The sequence below is a fragment of the Ruegeria sp. CDSA079 genome (genome assembly GCF_059612245.1).
The window spans coordinates 1-13,204 of the sequence record NZ_JBXWQF010000019.1 but is presented as its reverse complement, the minus strand read 5'-3'; the positions used below and the strand labels follow the sequence as shown (position 1 = coordinate 13,204).

The window sequence follows — 13,204 nt, the reverse complement described above, 5'->3', positions numbered from 1 at the left end:
GTTTTCAAGGCCAGTCTGCAAATCCCCGGCGCAGCTCGCCCAGATCTTCCCCATCAGGGCGAGAAACAATCGCACGGTAGGCGCCTGGGGACATATCCGTGCGTCGCTTGAAAAAGTGGCTAAAGCGGCTGGCATCCGGGAAACCCAGATCTTCCGCAATTTTCTTCAGCGGAAAGCCTGAATTTTCCAGTCTGGCCTTTGCTTCGGCGGTCAGGCGTTCATGCACCAATTCAGCCGGGCTGCGGCCCGTCTCGCGTTTACAGATCCGGTGCAATCGGTCGTACGCGATGCCGAGATCATCGGCATAAGTCGTGACCTGCCAATGATCGCGATAGTGCAGTTCGACCAGGTGTCGAAACCGGCGCAAGAGATCGGTTTGCTCGGCCTTGTTGTTTTGTGACTGCGGGCTGTGGACCCGTAATGCTCCGATGAGCATCAACCTCAGAAAAGCGGCCATGGACATCGGGGACTGATTATTGGTGTTGTTGATTTCGCTCACCAACCAATCGCAAAGTGCCACAACCTGCCCCAATACGCGCACATCGGACAATTGCGCCTGAAATGGTTTTTCAATCAGCATTCTGAGGTGAACCGATTCCGATCTTGCCCCGATTGCATCCAGAATGATGGTGTCACTCAGCCCGAAAATCCACGCATGGGAACCGGCGCCAAGCTTGATCGCCGTATGATCATTTTGCGGCCAGAAACAGAGAGCGGGTGCTGAGATCCCTGTGCCGGCCTCATCAAAATTCAGTTGTCCGCGCTCAAGAAACAGCAGGGTGCAACAGCTATCCGGAAATCGGCGGCGAATCATGCGGTCATGAAGGGCCTCAGGCTCTTCCTGTATGGTAGCGTATCGTTCAATCATCAGTATATCGCCAGAAAATCACAATAAATGCCCAGATATTTACATTTAATGATATTATACTTCGCTCATAATGAATGACAAGGGAGGCCGGGATATACCCGGTAACGCGTAAATGACCACATTATCGACCATAACCAACCTCGAAGACGCACCGGTAATTGAGCACATCAACCCGGCGACGGGAAAGAAGTTGAGCGCTGAGCAGGCTGTCACCGCGAATGACTGCCGCAGGTTTGCAGGGCAGGCTGCTTCTGCCTTTCCGGTGTGGTCAACGCAGACAATTCAGACGCGCGCTCAGTTGCTGAAGGCAGTTGCTGGCGCAATCGAGGAGAAGGCTGAGCTTTTTCGGATTGCGATGGCTGAGGAACTGGGGATGCCGGCGGAATGGGCGCGCCATAATGTGGTATTCGCCGCCGAAATCCTGCGCGAAGTTGCATCGTATCAAGACAGGTTCAACCAGATGGAACCAGTTCCGGACAATAGGGGGTATTCCAGCCGCGCGGAAAGAGTGCCGTGCGGGGTCTGCCTGGGGATCGCGCCATGGAATGCACCGCTGATCCTCGGTGTCAGAGCCATCGCAGCACCATTGCTGTGCGGCAATACAATTCTGCTGAAAGGTAGCGAGTTTGCGCCCGGAACGTTTCGATTGCTCGGTGAGACGCTGTTGGCAGGCGGTATCCCGGAAGAGGTTGCACGTGTGTTGCTGACCCGTCCAGAAGACAGCGAGGAGATTGTAGAGGCATTGATTGCGTCACCGGTTGTTCGGCGAGTGAACTTCACAGGCTCAACGCGGGTTGGGCGGCGGGTTGCCGAACTCTGCGCAAAACATCTCAAACGTTCCCTTCTGGAATTGGGCGGACAGGCGGTGATGATCGTTTTGGACGATGCTGATCTGGATGCCGCGGCAGAAGCAGCGCTTTGGGGCGCATATGTCAATCAGGGGCAGGTCTGCATGTCCACTGAACGCCTTGTCGTCAGCGATGCTGTGGCGGACGAGCTGGTTCAAAAGATTGAGCGGGGGCGTCGGGCGCTCAAGCTGGGCAACCCGACGGACGAGACCACTCAGGTTGGTCCGGTGATCAGTATAGCAGCGGCTGAACGGCTTTCGGGGCTGATAGGCGATGCAATCGGAAAGGGCGCAACATTGATAGGTGGCGGGCAAGCGCGTGGTGCCTTTTTTGAGCCTGCACTTGTAGACCATGTCGAACCCGAGATGCGGCTTTACCAGGAAGAAGTTTTTGGTCCGATCCTTTCGGTGACGCGCGTCCGTAACGACCTGGAGGCAGTTACTGTCGCCAATGACAGTGAATATGGCCTGTCTTCGGCAGTATTTGGCAGCGACATCAAACGCGCGGAAAACATCGCCAGGCGTATTCAGACCGGCATCTGCCACATCAACAGCCCCACGATCGATGACAACCCCCATGCCCCGTTCGGCGGTGTCAAGGCCAGCGGTTATGGCCGCTTTGGCGGTCGCTGGGCGTTGGACGAATTCACCGAACTCCGTTGGATCACCAGCAAGAGTTCACCTTGACAGGAAATCTCAATGGAAACGGGAGAAAAAGCAATGACCTTTGACCTTTCACGCCGCAATCTACTTATGGGTGCGGGGGCCGCCTTTGGCAGTTTTGCATTGGGCCGAGGTCAGGCGCTGGCCCAATCATCAACATCTCTGAAGGTCGGATTTATCAGCCCGGTTTCCGGACCACTTGCAGGTTTTGGCCAGACTGATGGATACGTACTAGAACGGGCGCGCGAGGCTCTGGCCGCGGGCGTGACGATCAATGGCCAGGGCTATGCCGTTGAAATTCTCAATCGTGACACTCAATCAGACCCGGCCCGCGCAGGTCAACTGGCGCGTGACCTGATCAATAATGATGGCGTTGACATCATGGTCGCTGTGTCCACGCCAGAAACCATCAATCCGGTTTCCGATGCCTGCGAAGCGTCCGGCGTGCCCTGCATCTCGACCGTGATGCCCTGGGAGGCCTGGTACTTTGGTCGTGGTGCGCAACCGGGCGAGCCGTCGCCATTCAAGTATTCCTACCACTTCGGCTTCGGTGTGGATGAATTTTATCAGGCCTATATTTCCCAATGGGATTTGATGGATACCAATAAAAAAGTTGGCGTGATGTATCCAAACGACGCCGACGGCAATGCTATTCGAGCAGTTCTTGCCCCTAAACTGGCAGAAGCGGGCTATACAATCATCGATCCGGGCGCTTATGAAACCGGAACGACCGATTACTCGCAGCAAATCCGTTTGTTCCGCGAAGAAGGTGTGGAGATCTTTAACACCTTCCCGATCCCACCGGATTTCGCCGCATTCTGGAGGCAGGCGGCTCAGCAGGGTCTCCACCGTCAGGTCAAGATTGTGCAACTTGCCAAGACTGGTCTGTTTCCCTCGGACATCGAGGCACTTGGCGGCCTGGGCAACAACATGTCTTCGGCTTGCTACTGGCACCGTGATTTCCCCTACACCTCGCCGACGACTGGCCTGACCGGGGCGGAATTGTGCGATGGCTACGAAGCAGCCTCTGGCAAGCAGTGGACCCAACAGCTTGGTGCCTCACTGTCGGCCATCGACGTTGCCATGGCAGCTCTGACCGCAGCGGGCAATCCGAAGGATAAGGACGCGGTCGCAGAAGCGCTGCCAAATCTCAGAGCCGAAAGCATCGGTGGCGTAGTCGATTTCAACTCTGGTCCGGTTAAAAACGTCGCCAATGGTCCAATCATTGGAACGCAATGGCAGGCTTCTGAAGGTGGCAAACACAGCTTTGACTATGTGATCACCGAAAATGCCACCGACACCAATGTTCCGGTAACGGGCGAATTGCGTCCCTATAACGCATGAGGCCCGATATGACGTCCTCTTTATCAATTTTACGTTCCGAGGGAATTGCAATGTCCTTTGGAGAATACAAGGTGCTTGACGACATTTCACTCAATCTCGAGAGCGGTGAGATCGTTGGAATTCTCGGCCCAAACGGTGCGGGAAAGACAACGTATATGAACCTGCTCACGGGTGCTCTCCTCCCAACGGGTGGTCGTGTGTACCTGATGGGAGAGGACGTCACCCAACTCGACACTGCTGAGCGCTGTCATCGCGGATTGGCGCGAACCCATCAGGTTCCCAAGCCTTTCAGCCATATGACAGTGTTCGAAAATGTGTTGGTGGCCGTGAACCACGGCCGCACAACCCACGCCGAGGATCCGATTGACGAAGCCTGGGCCGTGCTTGAAGAGACAGGATTGGCCCATGTTGCCAACCGGCCCGCTGAAACGCTGGGGCTGCTGGATCGCAAAAGGTTGGAGTTAAGCCGCGCTTTGGCCACGGATCCCAAGGTTTTATTGCTCGATGAGATAGGTGGGGGTTTGACCGATACCGAAGGCGACGCATTGGTTGCTTTGGTCAAGTCCATCCATGCGCGTGGGGTAACTATCGTGTGGATCGAACATATCATGCGCCTTCTTCTGGAAACCTGCACGCGGCTGGTCTGTATGGCCGAGGGCCAGGTGCTGGCCGACGGCGATCCGCAGGAAGTGGTCAATGCGCCAGAAGTTCAGGTTGCTTATTTCGGAGCCGCCGCATGAGTACCCTTGAGATACAAGATATCCATGCAAATCATGGACAGTTGAAAGCGGTTCACGGGGTGTCGCTTTCGGTGCGCCCCGGTGAAATGATGTTCCTGCTTGGCGCCAATGGTGCAGGAAAGACTACGTTTTTGCGTTCGGTCGCGGGTGATCACAAGGCGGCGTCGGGCCGCGTGGTTCTGTTTGGAGTGGATGTTTCGAACCTGTCAGCCCATCACCGCGCTCGTTCGGGTCTTTCACTTGTTCCCGAGGGGCGCAGGCTGTTCCCGAAAATGAGCGTCCGTGAAAACCTGATGCTGGGCACGTCTACATCGCGGGAAGGGCCGTGGAACATCGAGGCCATTTACGAAGCATTTCCCAACCTTGCCAAACTGGACCGGTCACCGGCCGGCAAACTGTCGGGTGGTGAACAGCAAGCGGTGGCCATCGGGCGCGCCCTGATGGGAGACCCGGTCGCAATCATGCTGGACGAAGTGTCACTGGGCCTTTCTCCGGCTGCCGTTGAGTTCGCCTATGAGACATTGCTGAGGCTGCGCGAGATGGGGCTGGCCCTGCTGATTGTCGAACAGGACCTGAACAGGGCGCTGTCCTTGGCCGACGAACTGGTCGTGATGTGCGAAGGCCATGTCACTCTGAAAACCAAACCGAATGACACCGACTTGGAACAGCTCGCGTCAGCCAGCTTTGGCCATGAACAAGGGGGCCCTCAATGACCTCGCAATTGATCACTGCCATCCTGCTGGGTGGTTACTATGCCGTTCTGGCCACCGGGCTGGCCTTTATGTACTCGGTCATGAACATCATCAACCTGGCCCACGGCGCGCTGATCGTGCTCGCGGCTTACGGTTTGTGGCTTCTTGGCGATAGCTTTGGGCTGCCGTTGCCTGTCGGGATCGTAGTCATGGCGGTAGTCATGTTCGGTGTCGGCATCATCCTGCACCGCGGTGTGCTGTCGCGCGCTTCCGGAGGTGACGAACTTTTACCGATCCTAGCCACGTTTGGATTGTCTATCATTCTCGAAAACTTGATGTTTCAGGTATTCGGGGCCGACAGTCTTTCTTTGGCGCCGCTGGTCGGAGACCTGAGCTGGGCATCTTTTGAACTTCCCGGTTCCATCTTCATCGGCAAACTTAGCGTCTACATCCTGATCGCCGCGTTTGTGGTTATTGCAGGGCTGGAGTGGATACTGCGCCACACCACACTTGGCCATCGCATTCAGGCCGTCAGTCAGGATCGGGCAACCGCATCTTTGCTGGGCATTGATACATCTCGAACCGCCGCCATTGCGACTGGAATCGCACTCGCTACGGGTGTGATAGCTGCCACCGCAATGGGATTGCGCAGCGCCTGGGGACCCTATGGGGGATCAGCTCAGTTGCTGTTTGCCTTTGAAGCTGTGGTAATCGGTGGCCTGGGGTCGCTGTGGCGCGTTATGGCAGGCGCCATGATCCTGGCCGTTGCACAATCCCTGGCGGCCATGATCCACCCGCAAGGATTCCTGATCGGTGGGCATCTCGCGTTCCTAGCGGCCGTATTTATCCGGCTTCGTGGAGGATCATTCAACATCAAAACCCTATTGGGCCTGAACCGAAAAGGAGTAACGGCATGACCTCTTCTCATCTGACTGTTACGCGCGGTGGCCCAACGGCGCGCATGACAATGGCGCTGCTCGTCATCGCGGCAATTATGATGGCTGTTGTTCCCTTTGTGTTGGGTGTCGGAGGCGCAGGTCGCGCCGTGGCTCTTTTGGTCTACATCCTTCTGGCCGTCATGTGGAATGCGCTTGCTGGTTTTGCCGGGCTTGTCTCGATCGGACAGACGCTGTTTTTTGGGTTTGCCGCTTATACGACCATCCGACTGTCGAACGCAGGTTTGGACCCATACTTGGCTATTTTGGCATCGATCGTTCTTGGGGCCGGGTTGGGTTGGGTAACGTCGCTGTTCATGCTCACTCTGAAAGATGGTGAGTTCGCAATTGGTATGTGGGTTCTGTCATCGCTGGCACATCTTTGTGTGAACCTCGATCCGCTCATTCAGGGCGAAACAGGGATCTCGCTGATCCAGATGAATGTCTATGATATCCAGACCCGCTCTGCGATCACGTTATGGCTGGCACTGGCCGTGACGATTACCATTTTTGTTGCACTGATCGTGCTGTTGAGGTCACGCATGGGGGCTGCCATTACCGCCATTCGGGATGACGAACTTGGCGCGCGGTCCATCGGCGTAAATGTGATGCGGACCAAAAGGATCGTGTTTGTGCTTGCAGCTGCTGGCACGGCGGCCGCGGGTGCGTTGTGGCTGGCATCTGCCTCAAATTTTCAGCCGCGCGCTTTCTTTGGCGTGCACTGGACTGCTTACATGCTGTTCATGGTGCTCGTTGGCGGTCTGGGCAGGGTCGAAGGCGCCATTATCGGCGCGGTGTTATTCTTCCTAATCGAGACCTGGTTCGGAGCCTACGGCGCCTGGTACCTCGTTGCGTTGGGAGCCATTGCGGTGCTGTTCGCCCTGTTCTTGCCGAATGGTCTTTGGGGGTGGATTGGCCCTCGTCTGCCGGGGGAGGCCATCCCTACCGGATATATCGTTAATCGCAAACCCTAATGGGAGAAAACCTGATGTTGACAGGAAAGAAAATCATCGTCACCGGCGTAGCGTCGGGTATAGGCGAAGAAACTGCCCGCGTTCTAAAGGCTCAGGGTGCAACAGTCATCGGTGTTGACCGCAACACTCCAATGGTCGAAGTGGACGCGTTTCACCAAGTAGATCTGACTGATGAGGCCGCACTTGACGCGCTGATCAAAGAGCTGAAGAGCGAAAAAGCCGACGGGCTGGCAAACATCGCAGGTGTGCCACCGACCGCACCGGTTGAGGTCGTGATTGCAGTCAATCTGGTGGCACTTAAACGCCTGACACTTGGTTTGGTTGACAGCCTCGCCGACAACGCCTCGATCGTGAACCTTGCCTCGCTGGCGGGGATTGGTTGGGAAAGCGAGGTTGCAAAAATTCAGGCGGTGGCCAATCTGGATCATGCCGGTGTTGGCGATTTCTGCGCTAACAACGGGATCACAGCTGAAAATAGCTATTTCTTCAGTAAACAGGCACTGGTGGCCTGGACCCATGAAAATCGCTGGACGTGGCGTGACCGTGGTATCCGCATGAACTCTGTCAGCCCCGGGCCTGTCGATACTCCGATCCTTGGCGATTTTCTCGAAACCCTGGGTGAGCGGGCCGAAGAGGACATGAAAATTATGGATCGCCCGGGAACGCCTCAGGACATCGCACCGGTTGTTGAATTCTTGTTGTCCGATGGGTCGGTGTGGCTGCGTGGTGTCAATATAGCCTGCGACGGAGGTATGCGGGCTCATATCGATGCGACATCTAACGAAATTTCGTAAGGCTTCAGGAGCATTCAAAATGACAATTTCAATGTTGATCGGCGGTGCTGACATCGCCGCAAAGGATGGGCGTGTCTACGAGCGGCGCGACCCGGTGACAGGTGAAGTCGCAACCACTGCTCCTGCGGCTTCAGTTGCGGATGCACAGGCGGCAGCCAAGGCCGCAGGTGAAGCCTTTCCCGCCTGGTCAAGAACCAGCCCGGCAGAACGTCGCGAGCTTTTACTAAAGGCTGCAGATGTGCTCGAAGACATGGCGTCCGGGATTATTGCCACCGCGACAGAGGAAACTGGTGCAACCGCCCCCTGGACCGGATTCAATTGTATGCTGGCGGCGGGTATGCTGCGCGAGGCGGCTTCGATGACGACGCAGATCACCGGAGAGATCATCCCGTCCAACAAGCCAGGCACCCTTTCGATGGCACAACGCAAACCCCTGGGGGTCTGCCTTGGCATCGCGCCCTGGAATGCGCCAATCATACTGGGAACACGCGCCGTCGCAATGGCCATCGCCTGTGGCAACACCGCGATTTTGAAAGCATCCGAGATGTGCCCTGCGACTCACCTTGCGATTGGAGAGGCGTTCCGTCAGGCGGGTTTCCCGGATGGTGTGTTGAATGTAATCACCAACGCACCGGAAGATGCCGCGGACATCGTCGCCGCGTTAATCGCCGCGCCGGAAGTTCGCCATATCAACTTCACAGGATCAACCGGCGTAGGGCGCATCATTGCGCAGAAGGCTGCCGAGAATCTGAAGCCGGTTCTGCTGGAACTGGGCGGAAAGGCACCGATGATTGTGCTGGATGATGCGGACATCGAAGGAGCTGTCAACGGTGCCGCCTTTGGGGCGTTCATGAATCAGGGTCAGATTTGCATGTCGACCGAACGCATCATCGTGCATGAGGGCATTGCGGACAAGTTCATTGAGGCCTTCGCTGCAAAGGCAAATGCACTGCCAGCCGGCAATCCGCGCGACCAGGTTGTTCTGGGATCTCTTGTCACTCCTGAGGCCGCCGAGAAAATGGACAAGATCATTGCAGATGCGACCGCCAAGGGCGGGAAGGTCATCGCGGGTGGCGGCCGCAATGGTTCGATTGTCGAAGCGACTTTGATCGACGGCGTATCATCCGACATGACTGTTTACGCTGAAGAGAGCTTCGGCCCGGTAAAACCGATCATACGCGTAAAGGATGACGAGGAAGCGATCCGCATCGCCAACGATACCGCATATGGTCTTTCGGCGTCGGTCTATGGCTCGGACATCCAGCGCGCAATGTCCGTCGCGGATCGGATCGAAAGCGGAATTTGCCACATCAATGGCCCCACCGTGGGCGATGAGGCCCAGATGCCGTTTGGGGGTGTCAAGGATTCTGGCTATGGTCGGTTTGGTGGTAAAGCAGCTGTAGATGCATTCACGTCAATTCGCTGGGTGACAATCGAGGACCCGCATCAGCATTACCCGTTCTGAGGAAGTTACCATGCCAAATCTTGAAGCGAACAAGAGCAATGTCGCAGCGTTCTATGAAATGATGTTCAACGACTGCAAGCCGCGGGAAGCGATTGAGACCTATGTCGGAGACGACTATATCCAGCACAATCCCGAGGTTGTGTCGGGCAAAGAGGGCTTCATTTCCTATTTTGAAGAAATGGCACGCGATTATCCCGGCAAGCGCGTAGAAATTAAACGCTCGGTCGCCGAAGGTAATCTGGTGGTTCTGCACTGCCGCCAAATCTGGCCAGACAACCTTGAGTATGCAGGGATCGACATTTTCCAGCTGGACGACAACGGCAAGATTGTTGAGCACTGGGATGTGCTGCAGGTCATTCCCAAGACCAGCAAACACGACAATGGCATGTTCTGAGTGCCAGTGGTCCCGTTTGAAAGTGAATTGGTGCTGAGGTCAGACAATGCTAGAAATTTGAAGTGTTCTATTCATCGTTGTCGGGACGCAAAGGTACTTGTCCAAACTACGTGACTTCAACGTTGTGTACCCTCGCGTACTGCCTGGGAGATAGACCGGTTTGTGACTTAAAAGCTCGGCTGAAGTTGTTAGGTGTCGAATACCCAAGGTCGAATGCGATGGAAGAAACTGGCACGCCGCCATGTCGGAGCAATTCCTTTGCACGGTCGATCCGAGACAGATTTACGATGTCGCGAAATGTGCACCCGTCCAACATCAATCCTCGTTGCAAGGTTCGCGCACTGATATCGAGGCTCCTTGCGGTTCGTTCGACAGAAATTGACCCTTCGTCGAGTTGTAGTCGAACCACGGATGCAACCTTATCGAAAAGTGTGCTGGGGGGCCCGCCCGCCCTCTCTCGGGCAACGTCCTCAATCGTTATAGCTGGGTTCGGATCTGTTGCGGGAGATCGCAACAAATCGCTCAAAAAGACAATTCCGAGAGCGTGTTGATTCCAGAGGACCGGACATCCGAAAACCTCGTTTGCCTGATGTCCGCCGACAGGCATTTCGGTATCGATAAGAAGCCGCTCCGGCACCCAATCCAAGCCGAGATACCGCCGGAACACACTCATAAAGACGCCGACGGCAGAGAAGGCAATGTCGGTGTAGGCAGTGTGCTTCTTCAACCCGAAGCGGTAACCATACCATGCGCGAGGCCCCCGCACCTGAAAGTCGATCTTGTCGGCGCTGGAATGGTAAGAGATCGCTTTTGCCGTACGTGCCAGAGCGGCCCCAAGATTTGGCGCTGACAAAACGTAGCCTCCCCAGGCACCGTAATCCAAAACCGTAAGGTGCGGTGCCCAGAGCAGGCCGATACTCTCCTGCCCGGCGGCATGACCGACCTCATGAATGAACGTCGCGAGAGCGTATTTCGGAATGTAACCTTCGCGCTTGTCGATAAAATGGTGCGGCAGCCCCGCACGTGCCATTGCCCGCTCCAATGGCTTCTGGCCACATGTCTCAATCGCAAACTGCGGCATGGTGCCGAGCGCCTTGGCTGAGATCATCGGGGCAATTATTGGCATATATGCGCACTGAATCCGTAATGTGTCGTGAAATGATACACATATTTGCATGTGATTTGGCAATCTAACTCTCCAATGCGACATGTTCAGGAAGGAGAGACGCCGATGGCTTTGGCAGCGAAACTGAAGACCCGTTCGGTCAACTATATGCTGGCTGGGGGACTGGTTGCAGTGCTCTATTCGGGGCCTGCGGCAGCCGAGATGTCGGATATCGCTCGCGATACCGTCGTGCGACGGGCCTGCGAGGCAGCGATCTGGGCGATGCCTGCGGTTGGGGTTTACGATATCGAGTTGGCGATTCAGCGTGACGCTGGGGCTGACCATGGCGTGATTGCCTACATGAGCGAACCGATGGATAGTCGGCACGGCTTTCTGACGGCCAATGACGTTACGCCTTATGTGTTCGGCGGCGGGTACGCGGTCGAGGAACCTGTGGTCATCGATGTACCACCCGCTGGCGACAAAGCTGCTTTCTTCGGGACAATCACGAACGCATGGCAGGTTCCTTTGGCCGATGTCGGCACGTCCGGTGATGATGCGGGTGAGGGCGGGAAGTACCTCATCGTGCCGCCTGGATATGAAGGTGAACTCCCGACGGACGGTTATTATGTCTATCAATCGAACACCTACGGCGTCCATTTCGCGTTCAGGCCGGTCGCCAAGGACGGAGGCACGAGCGAAGATCAGGCAACCTATGCGCAGACGCTTCAGGTCTATCCTCTTTCAAAGGCCGAAGACCCGTCTCTGACCACGTTCATTGATGTGAAGGAAAACCCGATCAACACACTGCCCGTATATGACATGACCTTTTTTGAGGACATGAACACGGTGATCCAGCGCGAACCTGTTCTGGAACAGGACAAGGTGATGATGGGGATGCTCGCGTCCTTGGGCATGGTTCGGGGTGCGCCGTTCGAGCCGGGCGAAGAAATGCAGGCTGCAATGCTGGACGGGCTGCAATGCGCCTATGATACCATGCAGGAGCATTTTGTTACACGTTCGGTCGTTTCACTCTGGGAGGATCGCAAGTGGGGCGTCTGGGCCTTCGCAGATGGTCAGCCCGAAGCGGGCTTTCCTTATGTGACGGAGGACATGGTTCTGGTGGACGACCGTGCTGGCGGTTCCTATTCATGGATTACCTACCTCCCCAAGAAGCTGGGCGGCGGCACATTCTATCTGACCGGACTTTCCGACAGCGAGGGCGGCATGCTGAACGGAAAAGATACTTACAAGCTCAATGTTCCCGCGGATACACCCGCCGAAGATTTCTGGTCAGTGATCGTCTACAGCATGAAAACAAAGGGCTTTGTTAAAGGCAACGAACGGGTTGGCCTCGCAACGCCCGATCTCCCTGATATGCAGAAGAATGAAGATGGTTCGGTCGATGTCTACTTCGCACCTCGGGCACCTGAAGGGATGGAAAGCAACTGGATACCGACTGGTGAAGATTTCTTTCTGCTCTTCCGCCTCTACGGCCCGTCGGAAGGTTGGATAGAGAGCGGTTGGAAGCTGCCCGACGTCATCAAGGTCAATTGATCCGTTTAGATTTCCGTCAGGAGAAAAGTCACGTGAAAAGCATACTACTTACCGCAACGGTCCTGACCGCAGCTTTCGCTTTCACCGTCCACGCCGCGCCAGAGTTCGCCACTGATGTGCCCGAAAGCGTCATTACACCAGATGAGGTTGCGACGAAGACGCTGGGCAAACTGGAATTCTTCGACGGAATGCCATCGCCGGAGACCGTCGAGAAGGTATTCGACAATCTCGACTTGATCCGAGCCACCACAGCCTTTCTGGACGGGATGAAAATCGCCTCCTTGCGGGCGATGTTTCAGGGCTATGAAGAGGTCGGCGCTCGGCCAAACGACATCGTAATTACCGAGACGCTCATGGATGCACGGTCGATCTGGCTGACGCCGAATACGACCACGATATACATCGGTGCCAACGTTGATGTTTCGGAGGGTCCGGTCGTCATCGACATTCCTCCCGGATTGCTCGGACTTCTGGACGATGCTGCCTTTGAATACGTGACCGATATCGGAGCTTTGGGTCCTGACAAGGGAGAGGGCGGGAAATACCTTCTCATTCACAATGACGATGAGACGGAAGTCCCGGAAGGGTATTTCGAGCTTCGAACCAAGACCAATGAGCATTGGTTGCTGCTGCGACGTTCTCCGGAAGCGGATGGTGGAACCGAAGGCCCCGTCGCCGAGATCAAGGCCGAGTTGAACATCTATTCCCTTGACGAGGCGGCCAATCCGCCGGAAGAGACCTTCATCAACGGGATCTGTTGCATACTTTTGGCTGTTGACGAGGTCAGATGCTGCGGGTGAATGACTTTCGGTATTATCAGTCGAAA

The 13,204-nt window shown here is 55.9% G+C and carries 13 protein-coding genes; 11 read left to right on the top strand and 2 right to left on the bottom strand.

Annotated features, from left to right (window positions below):
- Positions 1-4: 4 nt before the first annotated feature.
- On the bottom strand, positions 5-868 hold the full coding sequence (locus AC2FJZ_RS17270; RefSeq protein WP_496779170.1) for an AraC family transcriptional regulator: 864 nt from the start codon (positions 866-868) through the stop codon (positions 5-7).
- A gap of 112 nt (positions 869-980) precedes the next feature.
- Here AC2FJZ_RS17270 and AC2FJZ_RS17265 point away from each other — a divergent pair, with 112 nt between their 5' ends.
- From AC2FJZ_RS17265 to AC2FJZ_RS17225, 9 genes are read left to right on the top strand one after another with little or no spacing between them, the layout of a single operon-like run.
- Entirely contained in the window at positions 981-2,402 is a 1,422-nt protein-coding gene (locus AC2FJZ_RS17265) for an aldehyde dehydrogenase family protein (RefSeq protein WP_496779168.1), read from the top strand.
- A gap of 33 nt (positions 2,403-2,435) precedes the next feature.
- A complete protein-coding gene (locus AC2FJZ_RS17260; protein WP_496779167.1) occupies positions 2,436-3,722 on the top strand; it encodes an ABC transporter substrate-binding protein in 1,287 nt (428 codons plus the stop codon).
- Positions 3,723-3,772: 50 nt separating this feature from the next.
- Positions 3,773-4,462 (top strand): ABC transporter ATP-binding protein, encoded by a 690-nt coding sequence (locus tag AC2FJZ_RS17255; protein WP_496779165.1) that lies wholly within the window; start codon positions 3,773-3,775, stop codon positions 4,460-4,462.
- Positions 4,459-5,175, top strand: a complete 717-nt coding sequence (locus AC2FJZ_RS17250; RefSeq protein ID WP_496779163.1) for an ABC transporter ATP-binding protein — start codon at positions 4,459-4,461, stop codon at positions 5,173-5,175. The genes AC2FJZ_RS17255 and AC2FJZ_RS17250 overlap by 4 nt, the downstream gene beginning before the upstream one ends.
- Positions 5,172-6,071, top strand: a complete 900-nt coding sequence (locus AC2FJZ_RS17245; RefSeq protein WP_496779161.1) for a branched-chain amino acid ABC transporter permease — start codon at positions 5,172-5,174, stop codon at positions 6,069-6,071. Before AC2FJZ_RS17250 ends, AC2FJZ_RS17245 begins: the two co-directional genes overlap by 4 nt.
- Positions 6,068-7,063: a branched-chain amino acid ABC transporter permease gene (locus AC2FJZ_RS17240; RefSeq protein WP_496779159.1), complete on the top strand. Its 996-nt coding sequence runs from the start codon at positions 6,068-6,070 to the stop codon at positions 7,061-7,063. The genes AC2FJZ_RS17245 and AC2FJZ_RS17240 overlap by 4 nt, the downstream gene beginning before the upstream one ends.
- A 14-nt stretch (positions 7,064-7,077) precedes the next feature.
- Positions 7,078-7,857, top strand: coding sequence for a coniferyl-alcohol dehydrogenase (locus AC2FJZ_RS17235; RefSeq protein WP_496779157.1), 780 nt, complete (start codon positions 7,078-7,080; stop codon positions 7,855-7,857).
- 19 nt (positions 7,858-7,876) lie between these two features.
- Positions 7,877-9,322, top strand: a complete 1,446-nt coding sequence (locus AC2FJZ_RS17230; RefSeq protein ID WP_496779155.1) for an aldehyde dehydrogenase — start codon at positions 7,877-7,879, stop codon at positions 9,320-9,322.
- A 10-nt stretch (positions 9,323-9,332) separates the two neighbouring features.
- Complete coding sequence (locus tag AC2FJZ_RS17225) at positions 9,333-9,716, top strand: nuclear transport factor 2 family protein (RefSeq protein ID WP_496779153.1); 384 nt, start codon at positions 9,333-9,335, stop codon at positions 9,714-9,716.
- 106 nt (positions 9,717-9,822) lie between these two features.
- On the opposite strand, the gene AC2FJZ_RS17220 is transcribed toward AC2FJZ_RS17225, so the two are convergent.
- Positions 9,823-10,824: an AraC family transcriptional regulator gene (locus AC2FJZ_RS17220; protein WP_496779151.1), complete on the bottom strand. Its 1,002-nt coding sequence runs from the start codon at positions 10,822-10,824 to the stop codon at positions 9,823-9,825.
- 123 nt (positions 10,825-10,947) lie between these two features.
- Here AC2FJZ_RS17220 and AC2FJZ_RS17215 point away from each other — a divergent pair, with 123 nt between their 5' ends.
- The gene (locus AC2FJZ_RS17215; RefSeq protein ID WP_496779149.1) at positions 10,948-12,378 is read left to right on the top strand and encodes a DUF1214 domain-containing protein; all 1,431 of its coding nucleotides are present in this window, start codon (positions 10,948-10,950) and stop codon (positions 12,376-12,378) included.
- 32 nt (positions 12,379-12,410) lie between these two features.
- Entirely contained in the window at positions 12,411-13,178 is a 768-nt protein-coding gene (locus tag AC2FJZ_RS17210) for a DUF1254 domain-containing protein (protein WP_496779147.1), read from the top strand.
- Positions 13,179-13,204 lie beyond the last annotated feature (26 nt).